A 21,887-nucleotide genomic window follows, 5' to 3' on the forward strand; every position below is an offset into this window, starting at 1 on the left:
CTGGACCGGTCCAGGGGCGCTTTGCGTCGAGCGTGTTGCGTGCGTTCGCTGCGTTACTCGGCGACCGTCTGCACGACGTTGCCGATCGGCCGGCCCGTTGCGATTGGCTTCTCGGTCTTCACCATCATCGCGTCGTATTCGGGCAGCGTCTCGAGCTGGGTCTTGGCCTTCATCCAGACCACCTTGTAGCCGCCGGCCTTGAGCTTGCGGAGCAGCGTCGGCAGCGCCTGCGCGGTGTGCTTCTGCAGGTCGTGCATCAGGATGATGCCCTTGTGCTCCTTGTCGAGCTTGGTCATCACGTTGTTGATCACCTCGTCCGCGCTCTTGGACTTGAAGTCGTTGGAGTCGACGTCGACCGAGAACATCGCGATGTTGCGGGTGCCGAGATAGGCGGTCGTCGCCGGGGTGTGCGCCAGCGCCGGGAAGCGGAAGAACGGGGCCGGGTTGGCGCCCAGCGCCAGCTTTACCGCGCTAAAACCCTTCTCGATCTCGTCCTTGGCCTGCTGCTCGGTCAGCTTCTTGCTGGCGAGATGCGCATGCGACCAGGTATGGGCGCCGATGGTGTGGCCGGCGGCGGCAACCTGGCGGAGGATGTCCGGGTGATAGGTGGTGTGCAGGCCGATCGGGAAGAACACCGCCTTGGTGCATTCGTCGGCCAGCGCCTTGAGCACGGCCGGCGTGGTCGGCCACGGACCGTCGTCGAAGGTCAGCACGACCTCCTTGTCGGTCAGGAAGTCATACTGCTTGTACTGCAGGAAACCGAAGCCCGGGCCGCCATTGGTGTCGACTACGACGGTGCGGCTGATGCCGAGCGCATCGGGGTTGGCGCATTTGGGCGTGGCCGCGACGGGGGCAGGCACCGGCGCCGGGGCAGGGGTGGCGGCCGGTGCCGCGGCCTGGGTGGCATCGGCGCGCTTCGACAGCGCGGCGGTCGTCTCGACATCGTCCCTGGCGGCCTGTTTTGCCGCCGCAGGCATCGGATCGGCCTTGGCCGCAGCCGTGGTTTGCGGAGGAGCCGCGTCGGCACGCGGCGAGGAGGTCCAGAACCACACGCCGGCGATCATGATCGCCGTTACAACACTGGCCAGCATCAGGCCCAACGCACTACGCATCGCTACACACTCTCTCGGAACTTAAGGATACGCCACAGCCGTAACGAGCGATTAATGCCAACAAGGTCTTAACGCGATCCCAACAAGGCGCCGGAAGGACAAGAAAAAGCGGACCTTACCCATGCGTGATGACCGTCACAGTCGGTTTCAAGCTTCTTCGCGGCAAGGAAACGCTATAGAACCGGCGTCGTATTGGTTAGAGGCTTTGAGAGATGACCCGATTTCTGTTTGCCGTCGTTCCGCTGGTTTTGTTGACGTCGGCCGCCTCGGCGCAGCAGCAGGGGCGCGATGCCTGTTCACGCGATGCCTCGCGGTTCTGCCGCGCCCATCTCAGCGAGGGCGATCAGGTTGTGCTCGCGTGCCTGAAAGAGCATCGCAGCCGCCTCAGCAAGGCCTGCCAGCAGACGCTCGCCGATCACGGGCAGTGATTTCTGGCCATCGGCATTCCGGGGCGATGCGAAAGCATCGAACCTCAGATGCGCGACTGCGCATCGGGGAATGATACCAGCGTCTACGTACTGCTCCCCGCTGCGGTCGCGACCACCGGAATCACCTCCTTGGCGGCGCGGTCGGGGGTCTCGTCCTTCCAGCGCACCGATCCGAACGGACGCTCCAGCATCCGCCGCACGCGGATCGGCTCGGCGCCGATATGGAAGTCGGCGGCCTTCTGATGCAGTTCGCGCTCGATCTGCGTGGCGCGGTTGCGCTGGCGCAGGAAATCGAGCCAGGTCGGGCAATGATAGCGCTCGGTCCATAACTCGGGATCGGCGATGTCGCGCGCGATCGACCAGCCATAGGCGCCGTTGCGCTGGCGGCTGAGCTGCACGTCCTGCATCACATTGTGGAAGGCGCGGGCATTGTCCTGCGCCACCCGGTATTCGATCTCGACCACCAGCGGCCCGCTGCGCCCGCTCAATTGCAGCCGCACCTCGGGGTCGGCCAGCGCATCCGTCGCGTCCTCGTTGCGCGCGCCGATCGGCGGCATCCTGAGCCAGATGCCGAGCAGCGGCGACAGCAGCATCAGACCGGCGGAAATCAGCAGCGCCGTCTCGACGCCGCCCGCGTCCGTGATGCGGCCCCAGCACCAGCTGCCGATCGCGATGCCGCCGGCGATCGCGGCCTGGAAGGCGGCAAGCGAACGTCCCGCGACCCAGCGCGGCGCGGAGAGCTGCACGCCGATGTTGAACAGCGCGATCGCCAGCATCCACACCGCTCCGGCAACCACCAGCGCGGCGGCGGTGATCACCGGCTGCTTGCTCACGGCAACCGCGGCGATCGCCGCGCCCATCGTCAGCGCACAGACGCGTATCGCGGCTTCGCCGCTGAGCCGGCTGCGGATCTCGCTGATATTGAGCGCGCCGATCACCGCGCCCATGCCGAAGGCGCCGAGCATGATGCCGTAGGTCTGCGCGCCGCCATGCAGGAGGTCGCGCGCCACCAGCGGCATCAGCGCCGAGACCGAGCCGCCGATGATGCCGGTCACCATGGTGCGGGTCAGCACGATCTTGATCGACGGCGAATTGGTGATGTAGCGCACGCCGGAGACGATGGCGCGGTTCAGCCGCTCGCGCGGCAGCCGCGACGGCTCGCTGACGCGATTCCACAGGAACAGCACGACGAGCAGCGGCAGATACAGCACGGCATTGGCGGCGAAGGCCGCGACGGCGCCCGCGGACGCCACCACGATGCCGCCGATCGCCGGACCGAAGCTGCGTGCGATGTTGTAGCTGATGCCGTTGAGCGCGACCGCGGCGGGCAGCGTCTCCGGCGGCACCTGCTCGCTGACCGAGGATTGCCAGGCCGGGCCGAACAGCGCCATGCCGCTGCCGACGACGAAGCACAGCGCGAGCAGGATGTTCGGCGTTACCAGATTGAGCCAGGCCAGCACGGTCAGGATGGTGGCGCCGGTCAGCGCAATCGCCAGCGACACCAGCGCGACGATTCGGCGGTCGTGCATGTCGGCGATGGCCCCGGCCGGCATCGAGATCAGCATCACCGGCAGCATCAAGGCGGTCTGCACCAGCGCGACCTTGTCGGCCTCCGCGGTCATCTGCGTCATCGCCCAGGCGGCGCCGACGCCCTGGATCAGGATGCCGAGATTGGAGAGCAGGCTCGCGAGCCAGATTCGCCTGAAGATTGAATGCCGCAACGGTGCAGTGATACTGTCGGAGCGATCACGCGGTTCGGTCATATCCAGTTCCGGTTGGCCTGCTATGGCTTGTTGGATGATTCCGGCTGCACCATCTGATGCCCGCGAAACGCGTGTCCTGTCCAGCGATTACGGTATCCTTGGCGGGGGTAGGACACAGCTAAAGCACTGAAAGACCTGAGGAAGGCTTGGGGAGGGGGGCCAATGGCGTTGTCGCGGCGGAGAATCTTGCAAGGGGCCGGCGCCCTGTCCCTGCTGGCCGGCCGCCTCGGCGCCCCGGCCTCGGCTCAATCGGTCTTGGCGCAGTCGGCCTCGGCTCAGCCGGCGCCCGCCGGTGACACCCCGCCGATCCTGTTCGTGCACGGCAATGGCGATCACGCCGCGCTCTGGATGACGACGCTGTGGCGGATGGAATGCAACGGGGTGCCGCGCGAGCGCATGGCGGCGATCAATTTCACCGATCCGCTGGCGCGCAGTGACGACAAGATCGAGCAGGCGAGCCGCTCCTCGACCGAGGACCAGCGCCGCGAGCTCGCCGAGGCGATCAGGGAGCTGAAGCAGACGACCGGCGCGCCGCGGGTCGCCCTGGTCGGCAGTTCGCGCGGCGGCAATGCGATCCGCAATTACATCAAGAACGGTGGCGGCGACGTCAGCCACGCGGTGCTGTGCGGCACGCCCAATCACGGTGTGTATGCGTGGGACGACGGGCTCGGCAACGAGTTCAACGGGCGTGGTCCGTTCCTGCGCGGACTAAACGAGGGCGACAACGAAGTGACTGTTGGCACCCTGTTCCTGACGCTGCGCAGCGACGGCCTCGACAAATATGCGCAAGCCGACGGCCGCTTCGTCGGCAAGCCGGGCACGCCGACCAACGTCACGACGGAAGGCCCGGCCCTGAAGGGCGCGACCAATCTGGTGCTCGGCGCGGTCGATCATCGCGAGACCGCCTTTCATCCGCGCGCCTTTCGCGAGATCTACAAATTCATCGCACGGCACGAGCCGTCGCGGATCGGGATCGTGCCGGAGACGGCGGTGAGGCTGAGCGGCCTCGTCACAGGCATGCCCGGCGGCGTGCCGACCAACCGGCCGGTGCCGGGCGCCACGGTCGACATCTATCACGTCGCGGCGGAGACCGGCGAGCGCATCGGCGGCCCGCTGCACAGCTCGCAGACCGGCGCCGACGGCCGCTGGGGTCCGGCGCAGGTCGATCCGTCGTGGCCGCTCGAATTCGTGCTGACGTCACCTGGTACGGCAACGACGCACATCTATCGCTCGCCGTTTCCGCGCTCGTCCGAGATCGTGCATCTGCGTGCGGCGCGGCCGCTGGGGCCGGCCGATGCCGGCGCAGGTGCGGTCGTGCTGATGTCGCGGCCGCGCGGCTATTTCGGTCTGCCGCGCGATATCGTGCTGTTCGACGGCAAGGAGCCGGCCGACGTAAAGCCAGGCGTGCCGACGGATTCGGTGACGACGCTGCGGCTCGCCGCGGACGATGTCGGCCGCCCGGTCGCCGCGATCTTCAACGGGGAACGCATTATGATGCGGGCCTGGCCGGCATCGGAAAATCGGATTGCGGTCGCCGAGCTGACTTATTAGGTCTGGTGAAGGGTCCGCGCGCCTTCTTGGCGCCGGGATCGCAAGGCCGGATCGGCCGTCGCGTGAGGCAGGAAGCGAGGACCATGAGCATAGCCGAAGTCTGCGATATCACGGTCACGCGGCGTCCCCTGGTCCCGCCGGCCCCGCCGCGCGCGCCGGACGACATGGGCGCGTTCGCGCGCATGCGGGTGATGCGCAACTCGCCGATCGAGACCTGGGGCCAGCGCGCCTATGAGGACGACATCGTCCAGGGCCGTTTTCTCGGCCATTCGAGCTTCATCCTCAACACGCCGGATGCGATCCGCCATGTGCTGGTCGACAATTACGAGAACTACACCCGCACGCCGGCCGGCCTTCGCGTGCTCCGTCCGATGCTGGGCGAGGGGCTGTTGATCGCCGAAGGGCGTGCGTGGAAACATCAGCGCCGTACGCTGGCGCCGGCGTTCACGCCGCGCGCGGTGACGACGCTGGTGCCTTACATGATTGCGGCGGTCGACGAGACCATCGCCAAGCTGAAGTCCGCGAGCGGCGGCCGGGTCGATCTGCGCGAGGCGATGCAACGCATGACGCTGGAGATCGCCGGCCGCACCATGTTCTCGTTCGGCATGGATCGCCACGGCGCCGCGCTGCGCGAATTCGTGATGGAGTATGGCGACACGCTGGCGCGGCCGCACATGCTCGATCTGGTGCTGCCGTTGAACTGGCCGACGCCGCAGGATTTCCGGCGCGCCCGCTTCCGCAAGCGCTGGACCGCGTTCGTCGGCATGCTGATGGCCGAGCGACGTGCGGCCGGCAAGGATGATAACGCGCCGGCCCGCGATCTGTTCGACCTGATGGGCGCCGCGCGCGATCCTAAAACCGGCGATGCCTTCACCGACGCCCAACTCGGCGACCAGGTCGCCACCATGATCCTGGCCGGCCACGAGACGACTGCGACCGCATTGTTCTGGGCGCTCTATCTGCTGGCGCTCGATCCCCTGACCCAGGAACAACTGGCAGCAGAAGTCAGGAGCGCGGCGACGTCTGGCGCGCTCGACATCGAGCGGCTGAAATTCACCCGCGCGGTGATCGACGAAACGATGCGGCTTTATCCGCCGGCGTTCCTGATCGCGCGTGCGGCAGGCGGTCCCGACACCATCGCGGGCCGTCCGGTCAGGAAGCATGACGTAATCCTGATCGCGCCGTGGCTGTTGCACCGGCATGAGAAGCTGTGGCGCGATCCGAACGCGTTCGTGCCGGCGCGGTTCATGACAGGAACGCCGCCCGATCGATTCGCCTATCTGCCGTTCGGGGTCGGCGCGCGGGTCTGCATCGGTGCGCATTTTGCGCTGGTCGAGGCGACGCTCGCGCTTGCGAAGATTGTCGGCGCATTCCGCGTCGCGCTGGCGGACAAGGATCCGGTGCTGCCGATCGGCGTGGTGACGACACAGCCGAACCGCTCGCCGGTGTTTACGATCAAGCCGCGCTGATCTTGCGCGGCGGTGTCCCAATGCTCACTTAAGGGCTCACCATGAGCGATACGCAGGCCCATTTCGCAGTCCTCAGGCAGACGACCGATCCGGCCGTCGTCGATGCCATGCAGCAGCTGATCGCGGACGGTCATGACCGGGATCTCAACCGCATCAATCTGCTGGATTTCTCGAACCGGACCGGGCTCGACCAGGAGAAGGTGATCTCCGGCTTCCTGCATGCGTCGCGGCTCGGCCTGTTCGACATGAGCTGGAATGTGCTGTGCCCGGGTTGCGGCGGCGTGCTCGATGCGCATTCGACGCTGAAGTCGTTGCGCCATGACGACTACAACTGCGCGCTGTGCGCGGCCGGATACGAAGCGTCCGTCGACGATCTGGTCGAGGTCGCCTTCACCGTCAGTCCGCGCGTGCGCCGCATCGGCGCGCATGATCCGAATACGCTGCCGATCTGGGAATATGTCCGCCAGATGTTCTGGAGCTCGGGCATCGAGCTCAACGAGGACTCGCTGGAGCGCCTGCTCAAGGAGGTGACGCTGGAATCGCTGGAATTGCCGGCCGGCGAAAAGGCGTTGCTATCGCTGCAGTTGCCGAAGCAGTTCCTGATCGTGTTCGAGCCGGTGACGCACTCGGCGCATTTCTTCGACGTGCAGGGTGAGCCGACCACCGAGCGCCAGCAGTTCTCGATCGTGTTCAACAAGCTGCAGGCGCCGACCGGCACCACGGTGCTGCGGCCGGGGCCGCTCCGGCTGTCGCTGGACAACCAGACCGACACCCGCGTGCTGCCCGCGGTGTGGGTCGCCGCCGATGCGCTGCATGAGCTGCTCGGCAAGCGCAAGCCGATCCTCACCGCGAAGCGGATGCTGTCGAACCAGACTTTCCGCGACGTGTTCAAGGCCGACAACCTCACCGTCGACCAGCGGCTGAAGATCACCGCGCTGACCTTCCTGTTCACCGACCTGAAGGGCTCGACCGCGCTCTATGAGCGGGTCGGCGATCTCGCCGCATTCGATCTGGTGCGCGCGCATTTCCACGCGCTGCTCGAGATCATCGCTTCCGAGCACGGCGCCGTCGTGAAGACGATCGGCGATGCCGTGATGGCGACCTTCATCCGGCCAGAGCATGCATTGTCGGCGGGCCTGCGCATGCGGGCGGCGATGAAGCAGCTCAACACCGAGCGCGGCAAGGAGGATCTGATCGTCAAGATCGGCATCCATGAAGGGCCGTGCCTCGCGGTGACGCTGAACGAGCGGCAGGATTATTTCGGCCAGACCGTGAATATCGCAGCCAGGGTGCAGAGCCTGTCGACCTCGCAGGAAATCCATCTGACCCAGCCGGTGATGGAATCGGCGGAGGTCGCGGGCATCCTCGATCGCGCCGCGATCAAGCCGATCCAGAAGGAAGCGGCACTGCGCGGCATTGCCGACAAGCTCGTGGTGTACGAGATACCGTAGTCATATTGCTGAAACGTAATGCTTGCCGAAACGTAATGTCGCAGCGGGAACCTGCGCGGATTGCACCGGTTCTGTTTCCACGCCATATAGATTTCAACGGAGCATGATCCGGAAATACGTATAGCCGGATAGATCACGCTCAAATCAGGCAGGCTTCATCCCACAGAGAGACCGATGCTCGACGGACTTCGCCAATTCATTGCCGATATCGTTTCCCCCGACGCCCAGGCCGACCGCACCTTCGATGACGGCGACTATCGCCTGGCGGCGACGGCGCTGCTGGTGCATGTCGTCTCGCTGGACGGCGAGCCGACGCCTGCCGAGACGCGCAAGCTGCACGGCCTGATCGAGAGCCGTTTCCAGCTCGACCGCGGCGCGGCCGACAAGCTGATCGCCTCTGCCATGCGCGTCGAGGGCGAGGCCGTCGATCTCTATCACTTTACCAGCGTGATCATGCGCTCGGTGAACGAGGAGGGACGGCTGCGCATCGTCGAGATGATGTGGGAGCTGGTCTATGCCGACGGCCAGGTCAGCGAGTTCGAGGACAATGTGGTCTGGCGCGCCGCCGATCTGCTCGGCATTTCCTCGCGCGACCGCATCGATCTCAAACATCGGGTCGCCGAGAAGCAGGCGGCGCTGCCAAAGGGCCCCTGGGGCACGGCGGACGCCGCAATCTGACGCGATTCGGCACCACGGATGACGAAATTTTAATGTCCGCCGCGATTGTTGGCGATCCGACGGAAAATCTGGCGTTTCATCACAAAACCAGTGCCTCGCCACTGTCCACAAGCTTACACACGGCTTGCGTCCCACCGCATGCCTATGCTCTCGTCGCCTTGTTGGGGACCTCACTAGAATTTGCAGTAAGAGTTTGAAACGTGACCGAGCGTGTGACGCTGATAACCGGGGCATCGGCGGGCATAGGCACCGAACTGGCGCGCGTGTTTGCATCGAATGGTCACCGTGTTGCGCTGGTGGCGCGGCGCGCCGACCGCCTGAAGGCGCTCGCCGACGAAATCGGGGCCAAGGGTGGCGCAGCGCCGATTGTGATCCCCTGTGATCTCCAGCACAGCGATGCCGGCGACCGGATAGCGCAGGCCCTGACCGACGCCGGGGTCGAGGTCGAATTTCTCGTCAATAATGCCGGCTTCGGCCTGTTCGGCCGTGCCATCGAGCGCGACCGTGCCGAGCAGCTCAACATCATCAATGTCAATATCCGCGCGCTGACCGATCTGACGCTGCGCTTTGCCGACCAGCTGATCCGCAACCGCGGCGGCATCCTCAATCTCGGCTCGATCGCCGGATTCCTGCCGGGTCCCGGCATGGCCGTGTACTACGCCAGCAAGGCCTATGTGCTGTCGTTTTCCGAGGCGTTGCGCTGTGAGCTGGCGCCGCAGGGCGTGCGTGTCACCGTGTGTTGCCCGGGCCCGGTACCATCGGAGTTTCAGGATCGCGCCGGGTTTGCCCCCGGATTCGATTCCGCCATCCTCAACGTTTCGCCGGAAGAGGTGGCCCGCCAAGCCTATAGCGGGTTGATGGCCAACAAGCGCGCGGTGCTGCCTGGCGCCTTCATCAAGCTGGTGCCGTTCCTGCTCCGGCTGTTTCCGCGCTCCTTCATCCTGACGGCGGTCGGCGGATTTCAGCTTCGCAAGCGCTAGAGCTTTTCCCGTTCCGATGGAATCGGAACGGGGCTCTAGATTCTTGTTTTGACGCGTTTTCTTCACGCGAACCGGTATCCACTTCGCTCGAAAACGCTCTAGCTGTCCCTGAAAAACCTCCCACTCGTTGCCGTTAAGGCTGTTTTCTGGCCCGCGATTTGCTTCGCCTGGGTGTGCGCAAACTCACACGATGTTAACGACCACTTAGCTATGATCGCGCCTTACGTGCCGAAACTTTAAGCAGAGGCAATGTCGTTCCGGACTGACCAGAGCCGTGTCGTGGTGCCCTTCGCCAGCCGAAGGCCGGCCGCGATCACGCCCAGGGATCAGAACTTGGATCAGATGTCGGCTCAGGTCTCGTTGCGGCCGGTGCTGATCGTGCTGCATCGGGAGACATCGACTCCCGGCCGGGTCGGCAACGCCCTGCGCGCGCTGGGCTACCGCCTCGACATCCGCCGCCCGCGCTTCGGCGACGCGCTGCCCGCAACGCTCGATGGGCATGCCGGCGCGGTGATCTTCGGCGGTCCGATGAGCGCCAACGATGGCGACGACTACGTGCGGCGCGAGATCGACTGGATCGCCGTTCCGCTGCGCGAGCAGCGCCCGTTCCTGGGCATCTGCCTCGGCGCGCAGATGCTGGCTCGGCAGCTCGGCGCCGCGGTCGCGCCGCATCCGCAAGGCCGCGTCGAGGTCGGCTATTATCCGGTCAGGCCGACCGAGGCTGGCCGTGCGCTCTGCCCGGACTGGCCGGCGCGGGTCTATCACTGGCACGGCGAGGGATTTCAATTGCCCGCCGGTGCCGACCTGCTCGCGTCGGGCGATGATTTCCCGGTGCAGGCGTTCCAGTTCGGCAACGCCTTCGGCCTGCAATTCCATCCCGACGTGACCTACGCGATGATGCATCGCTGGACCGCGCGCGGCTGCGCACGGATGGATTCCCCGGGCGCACAACCGGGTCATCTGCACTTCGCCGAGCGTGCCGTCCACGATGCCGCCGAGCGCGCGTGGCTGAAGCATTTCATCGACGGCTGGATCGCGCGCGTGCCGCAGCGGCAGCTGCTGCAGGCCGCGGAATAGCCGCCACGCGGAATTTCGCGCCGGCTTTTCATTCTGGTGAATGTGCTACTGTCGGCCGCCGGGCGCAGGCCGCATCGCCGCGCGTATCAATAACAACAAGGCACAGGGAGATCGCCGTGAGCTACGAGCACATCCTCTATGAGGTCAGCGACAGGATCGCGACCATCACGCTCAACCGCCCCGATCGCATGAATGCGTGGACCGCGATCATGGAGCGTGACGTGCGCCACGCGATGGAGGCGGCGGCCAACGATGACAACGTTCGCGTCATCGTGCTGACCGGCGCGGGCCGCGGCTTCTGCGCCGGCGCCGACATGGACGCGCTGAAGGGGATCGATCCCAACGAGGTCAGGCGCGGCGAGAACATCCCGTTCGACATGAACCGGCGCGCCGACTGGCAGACGCGCTACGCCTACTACCCCGCGATCAGGAAGCCTGTGATCGCGATGCTCAACGGCGCCACCGCCGGCATCGGCCTGGTCCACGCGCTGTATTGCGATTTGCGCTTCGCCGCCGACACCGCGGTGTTCACCACCGCCTTCGCGCGGCGCGGCCTGATCGCCGAACACGGCATCAGCTGGATGCTGCCGCGTATCGTCGGCCACGCCAACGCGCTCGATCTGTTGATGTCGGCGCGGCGCGTGTCGGCCGGGGAGGCGTTGCGCATCGGCCTCGTCAACCGGCTCTCCTCGCCGGAGAAGCTGCGCGAGGAAACCTATGCCTATGCCCGCGACCTCGCCGATTTCGTCTCGCCGAGCGCGATCGCGGTGATCAAGCGCCAGGTCTACGACGTGCCGTTCCAGACGCTCGCCGAAGCCACCATCGATGCCAACCGCGAGATGCAGATCGCGCTGAAGGGCAATGATTTCAGGGAAGGCGTCGCGAGTTTTGTGGAGAAGCGGCCGCCGCGGTTTACGGGGACGTGAGGGGGGGAGGGATTGGGTCGGAGTTCATAACACCAGCCCGGCTTCGCCCTGCGGGCTACGCCGCGGCAGCCTTCGCTCGCATCGCTACGATGGACTATCCGGGCTTGCCGAGCCGAAGCTCGCGAAGCGAGCGAAGGCTGGTGGAGCCAGGCGGGATCGAACCGCCGACCTCGTCATTGCGAACGACGCGCTCTCCCAGCTGAGCTATGGCCCCATCGCGGCCGGGTGTTGCTGAGTGTCCCGGCCGTCAGTCGGGCGCCATTTACAGTCCCGCCCAAGGTCAAGTCAAGAACGGTGAAAGCGCGGTTTTCGGCCCGTCCCGCCGGGAACTTCCCTTGTTTGCGGGGGGATGAACCGATATCTAGGGCGTGATCCCGACCCGGCGGACCGCGCGAGCGCCCAGCGCATAGCGGTTTTCCGAAACGATCCCGCTCAATCAAGAAGCGCGATGGCGGCTCAGTCCGGTCTCGTTGCGCCTCAATCGGTTGTCTTACCCGCGAGCCCCCCTCATATGCGCGCTGTTCTCGACATCGTCATCATCATCCTCGACCTCTATGTCTGGCTGCTGATCGCCTCCGCCATCCTGTCCTGGCTGGTCGCCTTCAATGTGGTCAACACGCGCAACCAGTTCGTTTCCGCGGTGGCCGAGTTCCTCTACCGGATCACCGAGCCCGTGCTGAGGCCGATCCGCAACGTGATGCCGAATCTGGGCGGGCTCGATATCTCGCCGATCATCGTGATTTTGATCATCATGTTCATCCAGCGGGTAATCGCCTATTACATCTATCCCAATGTGATCTGACCCTTTCGACGGGCCTTGGCGAGGGAGCCTTGATGGATCCTTGGCGCTACTCCACCGAGGGCATCAGCATCGCGTTGCGCGTGACGCCGCGCGGCGGCCGCGACGACATCGACGGGATCGAGACGTTGGCCAACGGCCGTTCGGTGGTGAAGGTACGGGTGCGCGCCATCGCCGAGGGCGGCGAGGCCAACCGTGCGGTGACCGAGCTGCTGGCCAAGGCGCTCGGGGTGCCGAAGGCCAGAGTGAAGCTGTTGTCCGGCGCCACCTCGCGGCTCAAGCAGGTCGCGGTGGACGGCGATCCGAAAGGGCTTGGCGATACATTGAGGAAGCTGACAGCGGCCAAGCCGAACCAGCAGACAAGGGACTGACATGACTGCCCGCATCATCGACGGAAAAGCCATCGCCGCCGAGCTCAGAGCCCGCGTCGCCGACGAGGTCGCCCGCGTCAAGCGCGACCACCAGCTCACGCCGGGGCTCGCCGTCGTGCTGGTCGGCCATGATCCCGCCAGCGAGGTCTATGTCCGCAGCAAGCACACCCAGACCCAGGCCGCCGGCATGGCCTCGTTCGAGCACAAGCTGCCGGAGGATGTGTCGCAGGCCGATCTGCTGGCGCTGATCGCGCGGCTCAATCGCGATCCCATGGTGCATGGCATTCTGGTGCAGCTGCCGCTGCCGAAATCGCTGCACACCGAGACCATCATCAACGCGATCGATCCGGCCAAGGACGTCGATGGCCTGCACCCTAACAATGCCGGCCGGCTCGCCGGCGGTTTGGCCGCGCTGTCGCCCTGCACGCCGCTCGGCTGCATCATCCTGACCAAGAGCGTGCACGCCTCGCTCGAGGGCATGAACGCGATCGTGATCGGCCGCTCCAATCTGGTCGGCCGTCCGCTGGTGCAATTGCTGCTGAACGAGAACGCGACGGTGACGATCGCGCATTCGCGCTCGCGCGATCTGCCAAAGCTCTGCGCCCAGGCCGATCTGGTCTATGCCGCGGTCGGCCGGCCCGAGATGGTGCGGGGCGACTGGCTGAAGCCGGGCGCGACCGTGATCGATGTCGGCATCAACCGCATCCCGGTGCCCGGCGGCAAGCCGAAACTGGTCGGCGATGTGGCATTCCAGGAAGCGCTCAATGTCGCCGGCGCAATCACGCCGGTGCCCGGCGGCGTCGGGCAGATGACGGTGGCGTGCCTCCTGGTCAACACGCTGCGCGCCGCCTGCGCGATTGCCGGCCTGCCGGCGCCGGCGGTGTGAAATGCTCCCTCGCCCCGCTCTTGCGGGGCCGAGACGAGCATAGCTCGCTCTGAGAGGGTTGGGGTGAGGGGCCCCTCTCCGAGGTGGGATTGTCGAGAGACCTGTACCCCCTCACCCGGATCGCAAGCAGGGCGAGATTAGTCACTTCTTCTTCGCGCGCTCGATGCCTTCGAGGATCAGCTTGCGGGCTTCGTCGGCGTCGCCCCAGCGCAGCACCTTCACCCACTTGCCCTTCTCGAGGTCCTTGTAGTGTTCGAAGAAGTGCTGGATCTGCTGCAGCGTGATGTCGGGCAGGTCGCTGTAGTTCTGCACCTTGTCGTAGCGTTGGGTCAGCTTCGATGACGGCACCGCGATGATCTTCTCGTCGCCGCCGGCCTCGTCCTCCATCAAGAGCACGCCGACCACGCGGACGCTCATCACCGCGCCCGGCACGATGGCGCGGGTGTTGACGATCAGCACGTCGCAGGGATCGCCGTCGCCGGACAGCGTGTGCGGGATGAAGCCGTAATTGCCGGGATAGCGCATCGGCGTGTAGAGGAAGCGGTCCACCACGAGCGTGCCGGCCTCCTTGTCCATCTCGTACTTGATTGGCTCGCCGCCGACGGCAACCTCGATGATGACGTTGACGTCGTGGGGCGGATTTTTTCCGATCGATATGGCGTCGATACGCATGGATTGCTCCGCGTGGCCTCTGGAAGTTGAGAACGATGTGATTTTTTGGTTGGCGCCGCCGGGCCGCAAAACGACACCAGGCCCGGCCTTGAGGCCGGGCTGGCCGACGCGCGCAGCGCTTGAGGCTGGTTTAGCCTTGCTGCAGCTGCGAGAGAAGCAGGATTTTCAGTTCGCCCAGGCGAAAGCGACCTTGTCGAGCGACTTCGGCCCGAACCGCTCCGAGGAGCGCGCCACCATCCGGCCGCCCAGCGCACGGTAAAACTCGGTCGCCGGCTCGTTGTCGGACAGCGCCCAGATCACCATGCTCTTGAGGCCGCTCTGCATCAGGTCGCGGCGGGCGGAGGCGAACAGGCGCCGGCCGAAGCCGAGCCCCTGGAATTCCGGCCGCAGATAGAGCTCGTAGATCTCGCCTTCGAAATGCAGGCTGCGGGCGCGGTTGCGGCCGTAATTGGCGTAGCCTGCGATGCGGTCGCCGAACACCAGCACGCTGACGCGGCTGCCCTTGCGGATGGCGCTGTCCCACCACTGCGGGCCGCGGCGATTGATCAGCTTTTCGAGTTCGGCGCCGGGGATGATTCCCTGATACGCCGAGCGCCAGGCTTCGTCATGGGTAGACGCCACCGCCGCCGCGTCTGCAGCTTTGGCCGGCCGGACCTCGATTAGCGTTGTGCTCATGGGTGCAATCAAAGCAAGTCGGCGGGCCGCCTTCAAGGTCCATCGTTAATTATCGGTTAATCTGTGGATTTTTTGCATCAGTGTCGTGAGAATTTGTTCCGAAAGAGGACACTTGCCGGAGTTCAAGCGGCCAACCGCCGATCCGGAGCTGTGCAAAGCGTGTATCGCGAGCGCAGTATGACACTGCCATAGTTGGAAAAAGCTCATTCGGGGGCTGATTCGCGGCCAGGATTCTGCGAGCGAATCCAGACGCGATGTGGGTACTCCGAACGCGCCACGCCTGCTCCGCCGCAGTGGATTTTCGTGCCCGACCGGCCTATGGCAGCGGCGGTGTTTGTGCGCGCCGAAGTTGGCCTGATCACGAGCGGACTGCGATGACGCTCTACTTCCTGATCAAATATCTGCACGTGCTCGGCGCCATCGTGATCCTCGGCACCGGGACCGGCATCGCCTTCTTCATGCTGGCGGCGCATCGCACGCAGGATGCGGCGTTCATCGCGCGCACGGCGGCGACCGTCGTGATCGCGGACATGATCTTCACGCTGACCGCCGTGCTGCTGCAGCCGGTGAGCGGCGGACTGCTGATGCTGCTGTCGGCAACGAGCATCACCGAGCGCTGGCTCGTAGTTTCGCTTGCGCTCTACGCGCTCGCCGGCGTGTTCTGGGTTCCCGTCGTCTTCATGCAGATCGAGATGCGCAACCTCGCGCAGGCGGCCGTCGAAAAAGGCCTTGCGCTGCCGCCGCGTTATTTTGCGCTGTTTCGCCGCTGGTTCCTGTTCGGTATTCCCGGCTTCGGCTCCGTGATGATCATCCTCTGGCTGATGATCGCGAAACTGTTTTAGCGCATGATCCCGGAAAAGTGTGCAGCGGTTCTCCGAACAGGATCATGCTCGAGACTTCCATGAGTGACGACGCATCACACAACATTCTCGTGCTCGGCGCGTCGGGCCTGATCGGGCGCACCATCACCGACGATCTGAGGGCGCGCGGCTTTCACGTGATCGGCATCGCGCGGCACTTTACGCCGGCGCAGAAAATGAGCGCGGCCGACATCGAGCTGCCGGTGATGTCGATGGATGCCGCGGCGCTGACGCAGCTGCTTCGCACCCATGAGGTCGACATCGTCGTGAACTGCCTCGGCGTGCTGCAGGATGGTCCGGGCAGCGACACAAGCGCGGTGCATCGCGACCTCGTCGCGCGGCTGTTGCGGGCGATCGGTGACAGCCACCGTGCCATCCGTCTCGTCCATATCTCGATTCCCGGCACGGCCGATGCGGACCGCACCGCCTTCAGCACCACCAAGCGCGAGGCCGAACGGCTGATCGCGGCGTCCGGGATTCCCCATGCGATCCTGCGCCCGGGCTTCGTCATCGCGCCTTCGGCCTATGGCGGCAGCGCCATGCTGCGCGCGCTGGCGGCGCTGCCGGTCGATCTGCCGTCCGAGGAGGCCGCGACGCCGTTCGAGCCGGTCGCAGTCGAGGATATCGCCGCCACCATCGCCTGGCTTGCGGCGCGCGATGTCGCCGACGAAGCGGTGCGATCGGTGACATGGGACCTGATGCAGAAGCAGCCGATTTCGCTCGGCGGCGTCGTCGCCCAGTTCCGCCGGTCGTTCGGCACGGCAAAGCACGTCCGCATCGCGACGCCGCCGTTCCTGATCGATCTCGGCGCCCGCCTCGGCGATCTCGCAAGCCGCCTCGGCTGGATGCCGCCGCTGCGCTCCACCGCGATCGCCGAGCTGCGCCGCGGCGTCACCGGCGATCCCGCAGGCTGGATGCAAGCGACCGGCATCGTGCCGAAGACAATCGCGCAGGCAGTCGGCGGGCGCCCCGCGACCATTCAGGACAAATGGTTCGCGCGGCTGTTCCTGATCAAGGCGCTGATCTTCGTGAGCCTCGTGCTGTTCTGGGTCGCATCCGGCTTCATCGCGCTGGTGATTTCCTATGACGCCGCGGCGGGCATCTTGCGTGCGCACGATTTCCCGCCCGCCTTGGTCGGGCCGGTCACGGTGCTGACCAGCCTGATGGACATGAGCATCGGGGTGCTGATCGCGATCCGCCGCACCGCGGCGCTCGGCCTGATCGCAGGCATCATCGCCTCGCTCGGCTACATGGTGGGATCGGCGATTCTGACGCCGGATCTCTGGATCGAGCCGCTCGGCGCGCTGGTGAAGACGGGACCTGCGATCATGCTGATGCTGGTCGCGTTGCTGATGCTGGATAACCGGTAGCGTTTTCGAGCGAAGTGGGAACCGGTTCGCGTGAAGAAAACGCGTCGAAAGAAATCGAGATGAGCACTTGGCCCGACGACGACGTGATCCTCTATGACGGCGTCTGCATCTTCTGTTCGCGCTGGGGTCCGCTTCGTCATCGCCCGCGACACGGTGCGCCGCTTCCGCTTCACGCCGATCCAGTCCGGCTACGGCACGCGGCTGGCGAAGAGCTTCGGCATCAATCCTGACGACCCCGACACCAACGCCGTCGTCCATGGCGGCGTTGCCTACATGAAATCCGATGCGGCGCTGACGGTGCTGAGCCATCTGCCCGGCTGGACTTGGACCCGCGCGCTGTTCGCGGTGCCCAAGCCGCTGCGTGACGCCGTTTACAGCCTGATCGCCCGCAATCGCTATCGCATCTTCGGCAAGTACGAGACGTGTTTCGTTCCGGATGCGGATATGCGGGCGCGGGTGCTGGAGTAGAGGCCGAGGTCGGAGGCTATCCAAATAGTCAGAGCTACTTTAGATTGAATGGCGCTGAGATAGTTGTGCGCGAAGGTTTCGTTTATGACCAAGGCAGTTTTTACTTCAAAGATTACACCGAGCTACAAGGACCTGCCCGAAGAAAGGTATCACTTTCCGCGCACATATCTTAATTATGTCCAGCAAACGATCGGCGACTACATCGTCTACTATGAACCACGAAGATCGAGCTCTGACCTTTCAAGTAGGGGAGGTCGTCAATCCTATTTCGGTGTCGCTCGCGTTAGTTCGGTGATTGAGGACGTCGAATTACCAGATCATTACTTTGCAATTATCGATAGCGCGACGTATCTGGATTTCGACACGGTCGTCCCGTTTCAGGAGCAGGGCGAATACTACGAGAGTGCACTCGAGAAGGATGACGGCAGCACCAATAAGGGTGCGTTTGGTCGAGCTGTACGGCTCATCCCTGATAATGAATTCGACCGGATCTTGCGAGCTGGCTTTGCGCCAATTCTTGGCGAGGTGCATTCGCCGGAGGCGCCGTCGCCACCCGGATATTCCGAACCGCCAACACCGTTCGAGCGACCAGTTGTCGAAATGGTTGTTTCCCGGCCGTTTCGAGAAAAATCATTTATGCACAGCGTACGAGCGGCCTATTCCAATAGATGTGCCATTACAGGTTTGCGGTTGATCAATGGCGGGGGCCGCCCCGAAGTGCAGGCCGCACACATTCAGCCAGTGGCGTCAAGCGGACCCGACTCAGTTCGAAACGGGCTGGCGTTGTCCGGAACAGTGCACTGGATGTTTGATCGAGGGCTGATCTCGATTGGCGACGATTACAAAATACTAGTTTCCAAGAATCACGTTCCCGAAGATGCCGTTAGGCTTCTCAATCAAAGTGGATTGATCAATCTTCCGAAGGATCAGACCCTTTATCCAAACTCGCACTATCTGAAATTTCATAGAGACGTTGTTTTCAAAAAGTGAGGCGGCCTCACTTCCGGGCAACTATTCTGGTCGGTTGGTCGCCGCCACCACTTCCTTCGCCGCCCGCTCCCCCGAGTCCCGCGCGCCATGCGCGGTCGAGAAAAACTCCGGCGACGTCGCTTCGCCGGCGAAGAACAGCCGGCCGTCGACCGGCGCGGCCAGCACGGCGCGCTTGTCTGCGTGGCCGGGCAGTGCGTGCGAGTAGGAGCCGCGGGCGAACGGGTCGTGGGCCCAGCGGGATTCGCTGAGCGGCTTCAGCTTGCGGCGGAAATCATTGCCGAGGAAGGAGACGATCTCGTCGATGCTGTGCGCGGCGATGGCACCGTCGCCGGCATTTTCGAGCTGTCGCGCAAAACGGCCGCCGAAGAAACCTTCGATGCAGGGCTGGCCGAACGGGCGGATATGATAGGTGCCCATCTCGGTGCGCATGGTGGCGCCGCGCAGATTGCCTTCCTTCGGCAAGGCCTCGGGCTCGGCCAGCGCCAGCGTCACCTTGTCGGCGAGGCCGAGGGGCAGGCCGCGCGCGGCGTCGAGCTTGTCCGGCAGCGCCGGCGAAAAGCGGATCGCCTGATCGGCGATCAGGTTGGTCGGCACGGTGACGATCACCTTGTCCGCCTCAAGCACGCCGCGCGAGGTCTCGATGCGGATGCGCTTGCCGGAGTGATCGATCAGCCTGACCTCGCAGTTCAGCGCGACCGGCACCTGCGCGCCATAGGCCGCGACCAGCGCGCCATAGCCGCGCCGCACCCGCCAATTGATGTCGGTGTCCTCATAGGCATCGACATCGAGGATCGAGACCTGGTCGAGCTCGCAGCCGTTCACATAGGTCGAGATCGCATCGATCATCGGGTTCCAGCGGTTGCCGGGCTCGAGGTACAGGCTGGCCGGGCGGTCCTTGCCCTGCCGTGCCGCCTGCTCGATGCGGTCGTAGAATTGGTCGAGTGCGTGCGTGAAGTCGTCGCGAGCGGCCTGCGGGAACGCCTCGCCGTAGGCGCGCTCGCGCCACGGCGGCAGGTCCTTGTTGAGCTCGAAGTTGAGTTGCCGGGCGATGCCGACAAAGCTGTTCCGGTCGGCCGAGTGCAGCCAGCCGCAGCCGACGTCAAACACCACGTCGGGCGCAGCCTGAATCGTATGCGCGCGGCCGCCGAGGCGGTCGCGGGCTTCCAGGACGATCGTGGAGAGGCCGGAGTCCTTCAGCGCATTCACGGCACCGAGGCCGGCGGCGCCGGCGCCGATGATGGCAACATCGATCGTGGAGGGAAGGGAAGTCATGTCCCGGCTCTAGCACGTCTGGAAAGACGCCTAAAGTCACCCCGCGCATAACTGTCATCACCCGCGCATGCGCATGCGGGTGATCCAGTATTCCAGAGACAGCAGTGATTGAGCCGATGAGCCGCGGCGTACCGGGTGCCCCGGTCGGCCGGGGCACGACAGTGGGGCTTACGCCACCGCTTAAGCTACAGCTTCCTTGGCCTTTTCGGCGCGCTTGCGGTCGTTCGGGTCGAGGTGCTTCTTGCGCAGCCGGATCGACTTCGGCGTCACCTCGACGAGCTCGTCGTCTTCGATATAGGCGAGCGCCTTTTCCAGGGTCATCCGGATCGGCGGCGTCAGGCGTACCGCCTCGTCCTTCGAGGTGGTGCGGATGTTGGTGAGCTGCTTGCCCTTCAGCACGTTGATCTCGAGGTCGTTGTCGCGGGTGTGCTCGCCGACGATCATGCCCTTGTAGACCTTCCAGCCCGGCTCGATCATCATCGGGCCGCGGTCCTCCAGCTTGAACATCGCATAGGCCACCGCTTCGCCCTGGTCGTTGGAGATCAGCACGCCGTTGCGGCGGCCCTGGATCTCGCCCTTATAGGCGGCATAGCCATGGAAGATGCGGTTCATGATCGCGGTGCCGCGGGTGTCGGTGAGCAATTCGCCCTGGTAGCCGATCAGCCCGCGAGTCGGCGCGTAGAACACCAGCCGCAGGCGGTTGCCGCCGGAGGGGCGCATCTCGATCATCTCGGCCTTGCGCTCGCTCATCTTCTGCACGACGACGCCGGAATGCTCCTCATCGACGTCGATCACGACTTCCTCGATCGGCTCCTGCCAGGCGCCGGTCGCCTCGTCCTTCTGCAGCACGACGCGCGGGCGCGACACCGAGAGCTCAAAGCCCTCGCGGCGCATGGTCTCGATCAGGATCGCGAGCTGCAATTCGCCGCGTCCGGAGACTTCCATGGAATCCTTGTCGGCGGCCTCGACGACGCGCAGCGCGACGTTGCCCTCGGCCTCGCGCATCAGGCGGTCGCGGATCATGCGCGAGGTCACCTTGTCGCCTTCGGTGCCGGCGAGCGGCGAGTTGTTGACGATGAACGACATCGACACCGTCGGCGGATCGATCGGCTGCGCCGGCAGCGGCGTCTCGACGGTGGGATCGCAGAAGGTGTCGGCAACGGTGCCCTTGGTGAGGCCCGCGATCGCGACGATGTCGCCGGCCTCGGCCTCCTCGAGCGGGGTGCGCTCAAGGCCGCGGAAGGCGAGGATCTTGGTCAGGCGGCCGCTCTCGATCAGCTTGCCGTCGGCGGACAGCACCTTGACCTGCTGGTTCGGCTTGATCGAGCCCGAGGAGATGCGGCCGGTGATGATGCGGCCGAGATAGGGATTGGCCTCGAGGATGGTGCCGATCATGCGGAACGGACCTTCCTCGACCTTCGGCGGCTCGACGTGGCGCACGATCAGGTCGAACAGCGGCTGCATGCCGAGATCCTTCGGACCCTCCGGGCTCTCCGCCATCCAGCCCTGCTTGGCCGACCCGTACAGAATCGGGAAGTCGAGCTGTTCTTCGCTGGCGTCGAGCGCCGCGAACAGGTCGAACACCTCGTTGATGACTTCGGTCGGGCGTGCGTCGGGACGGTCGACCTTGTTGATCACGACGATCGGCTTCAGCCCGATCTTGAGCGCCTTCGACACCACGAACTTGGTCTGCGGCAACGGGCCCTCGGCGGCGTCGACCAGCACCAGCGCGCCGTCCACCATGTTGAGGATACGCTCGACCTCACCGCCGAAGTCGGCGTGGCCGGGAGTGTCGACGATGTTGACGCGGATGTCCTTCCACTGCACCGAGGCGGCCTTGGCCAGGATGGTGATGCCGCGCTCGCGCTCCAGGTCGTTGGAGTCCATGGCGCGCTCGGTGACCTTCTGGTTCTCGCGGAAGGTGCCGGATTGCTGCAGCAGGCGGTCGACGAGGGTGGTCTTGCCGTGGTCGACGTGGGCGATGATGGCGACGTTGCGAAGGTTCATGGCTCTTCTTCTGGTCGTGCAATGGTCAGATGCGCGATCTCGCCGGACCAGTTTGGCCGGCCGCTCGCTCGCGTGGCCCATT

Annotated in this window: 20 protein-coding genes, 1 tRNA gene and 1 pseudogene; 15 read left to right on the forward strand and 7 right to left on the reverse strand. The window is 65.0% G+C overall.

Annotation, left to right across the window (positions count from 1 at the left end):
- Nucleotides 1-53: 53 nt before the first annotated feature.
- On the reverse strand, nt 54-1,112 hold the full coding sequence (locus XI02_RS01485; protein ID WP_172646159.1) for a polysaccharide deacetylase family protein: 1,059 nt from the start codon (nt 1,110-1,112) through the stop codon (nt 54-56).
- Between the two features lie 212 nt (nt 1,113-1,324).
- On the opposite strand from XI02_RS01485, the gene XI02_RS01490 reads away from it, so the two are divergent.
- Entirely contained in the window at nt 1,325-1,540 is a 216-nt protein-coding gene (locus tag XI02_RS01490; RefSeq protein ID WP_016842076.1) for a cysteine rich repeat-containing protein, read from the forward strand.
- Between the two features lie 83 nt (nt 1,541-1,623).
- On the opposite strand, the gene XI02_RS01495 is transcribed toward XI02_RS01490, so the two are convergent.
- Complete coding sequence (locus tag XI02_RS01495; RefSeq protein WP_172646158.1) at nt 1,624-3,303, reverse strand: MFS transporter; 1,680 nt, start codon at nt 3,301-3,303, stop codon at nt 1,624-1,626.
- Nucleotides 3,304-3,465: 162 nt separating this feature from the next.
- Between XI02_RS01495 and XI02_RS01500 the strand changes: the two genes are divergently transcribed.
- From XI02_RS01500 to XI02_RS01530, 7 genes are all read left to right on the forward strand, one after another.
- Nucleotides 3,466-4,854, forward strand: a complete 1,389-nt coding sequence (locus tag XI02_RS01500) for a hydrolase (protein ID WP_172646157.1) — start codon at nt 3,466-3,468, stop codon at nt 4,852-4,854.
- A gap of 83 nt (nt 4,855-4,937) precedes the next feature.
- Complete coding sequence (locus XI02_RS01505; protein WP_172646156.1) at nt 4,938-6,323, forward strand: cytochrome P450; 1,386 nt, start codon at nt 4,938-4,940, stop codon at nt 6,321-6,323.
- A gap of 41 nt (nt 6,324-6,364) precedes the next feature.
- Complete coding sequence (locus XI02_RS01510; protein WP_016847257.1) at nt 6,365-7,774, forward strand: adenylate/guanylate cyclase domain-containing protein; 1,410 nt, start codon at nt 6,365-6,367, stop codon at nt 7,772-7,774.
- Nucleotides 7,775-7,948: 174 nt separating this feature from the next.
- Nucleotides 7,949-8,452 carry a TerB family tellurite resistance protein gene (locus XI02_RS01515; RefSeq protein WP_016847256.1) on the forward strand — a complete coding sequence of 168 codons (504 nt, stop codon included), beginning with the start codon at nt 7,949-7,951 and terminating at the stop codon, nt 8,450-8,452.
- Nucleotides 8,453-8,652: 200 nt separating this feature from the next.
- Entirely contained in the window at nt 8,653-9,432 is a 780-nt protein-coding gene (locus tag XI02_RS01520; protein WP_172646155.1) for an SDR family oxidoreductase, read from the forward strand.
- A gap of 249 nt (nt 9,433-9,681) precedes the next feature.
- The gene (locus tag XI02_RS01525; RefSeq protein WP_370143869.1) at nt 9,682-10,509 is read left to right on the forward strand and encodes a glutamine amidotransferase; all 828 of its coding nucleotides are present in this window, start codon (nt 9,682-9,684) and stop codon (nt 10,507-10,509) included.
- A gap of 116 nt (nt 10,510-10,625) precedes the next feature.
- Nucleotides 10,626-11,435, forward strand: coding sequence for an enoyl-CoA hydratase (locus XI02_RS01530; RefSeq protein WP_016847253.1), 810 nt, complete (start codon nt 10,626-10,628; stop codon nt 11,433-11,435).
- A 138-nt stretch (nt 11,436-11,573) separates the two neighbouring features.
- Here the strand turns inward: XI02_RS01530 and XI02_RS01535 are convergent.
- A tRNA-Ala gene (locus XI02_RS01535) sits at nt 11,574-11,649 on the reverse strand.
- A gap of 297 nt (nt 11,650-11,946) precedes the next feature.
- Between XI02_RS01535 and XI02_RS01540 the strand changes: the two genes are divergently transcribed.
- The 3 genes from XI02_RS01540 to folD are packed head-to-tail and all read left to right on the forward strand — an operon-like array spanning nt 11,947 to nt 13,491.
- A complete protein-coding gene (locus tag XI02_RS01540; protein WP_016847252.1) occupies nt 11,947-12,237 on the forward strand; it encodes a YggT family protein in 291 nt (96 codons plus the stop codon).
- A 32-nt stretch (nt 12,238-12,269) separates the two neighbouring features.
- Nucleotides 12,270-12,605: a DUF167 domain-containing protein gene (locus XI02_RS01545; protein ID WP_016847251.1), complete on the forward strand. Its 336-nt coding sequence runs from the start codon at nt 12,270-12,272 to the stop codon at nt 12,603-12,605.
- Between the two features lies 1 nt (nt 12,606).
- On the forward strand, nt 12,607-13,491 hold the full coding sequence (gene folD, locus XI02_RS01550) for a bifunctional methylenetetrahydrofolate dehydrogenase/methenyltetrahydrofolate cyclohydrolase FolD (protein WP_028337383.1): 885 nt from the start codon (nt 12,607-12,609) through the stop codon (nt 13,489-13,491).
- Between the two features lie 141 nt (nt 13,492-13,632).
- Here the strand turns inward: folD and ppa are convergent, their stop codons facing one another.
- Nucleotides 13,633-14,163, reverse strand: coding sequence for an inorganic diphosphatase (ppa, locus tag XI02_RS01555; protein ID WP_016847249.1), 531 nt, complete (start codon nt 14,161-14,163; stop codon nt 13,633-13,635).
- 165 nt (nt 14,164-14,328) lie between these two features.
- Nucleotides 14,329-14,838: a GNAT family N-acetyltransferase gene (locus XI02_RS01560; protein ID WP_016847248.1), complete on the reverse strand. Its 510-nt coding sequence runs from the start codon at nt 14,836-14,838 to the stop codon at nt 14,329-14,331.
- Nucleotides 14,839-15,212: 374 nt separating this feature from the next.
- Here XI02_RS01560 and XI02_RS01565 point away from each other — a divergent pair, with 374 nt between their 5' ends.
- The 4 genes and pseudogenes from XI02_RS01565 (at nt 15,213) to XI02_RS01580 (ending at nt 18,526) form a co-directional block, all read left to right on the forward strand.
- Nucleotides 15,213-15,680 carry a DUF2269 domain-containing protein gene (locus XI02_RS01565; protein ID WP_172646154.1) on the forward strand — a complete coding sequence of 156 codons (468 nt, stop codon included), beginning with the start codon at nt 15,213-15,215 and terminating at the stop codon, nt 15,678-15,680.
- Nucleotides 15,681-15,739: 59 nt separating this feature from the next.
- Nucleotides 15,740-17,068 (forward strand): SDR family oxidoreductase, encoded by a 1,329-nt coding sequence (locus XI02_RS01570; protein WP_172646153.1) that lies wholly within the window; start codon nt 15,740-15,742, stop codon nt 17,066-17,068.
- Nucleotides 17,069-17,127: 59 nt separating this feature from the next.
- Nucleotides 17,128-17,536 (forward strand): annotated as a pseudogene (locus XI02_RS01575) (thiol-disulfide oxidoreductase DCC family protein).
- A gap of 84 nt (nt 17,537-17,620) precedes the next feature.
- Nucleotides 17,621-18,526: an HNH endonuclease gene (locus XI02_RS01580; RefSeq protein ID WP_194483357.1), complete on the forward strand. Its 906-nt coding sequence runs from the start codon at nt 17,621-17,623 to the stop codon at nt 18,524-18,526.
- A 21-nt stretch (nt 18,527-18,547) separates the two neighbouring features.
- Here the strand turns inward: XI02_RS01580 and XI02_RS01585 are convergent, their stop codons facing one another.
- Together XI02_RS01585 and typA are read right to left on the reverse strand one after the other, a co-directional pair.
- Nucleotides 18,548-19,798 (reverse strand): NAD(P)/FAD-dependent oxidoreductase, encoded by a 1,251-nt coding sequence (locus XI02_RS01585; RefSeq protein WP_172646151.1) that lies wholly within the window; start codon nt 19,796-19,798, stop codon nt 18,548-18,550.
- A gap of 180 nt (nt 19,799-19,978) precedes the next feature.
- A complete protein-coding gene (gene typA, locus XI02_RS01590) occupies nt 19,979-21,805 on the reverse strand; it encodes a translational GTPase TypA (protein WP_016847242.1) in 1,827 nt (608 codons plus the stop codon).
- Nucleotides 21,806-21,887: the final 82 nt, after the last annotated feature.

The sequence above is a fragment of the Bradyrhizobium sp. CCBAU 21365 genome (genome assembly GCF_015291305.1).
GTDB lineage: Bacteria > Pseudomonadota > Alphaproteobacteria > Rhizobiales > Xanthobacteraceae > Bradyrhizobium > Bradyrhizobium elkanii.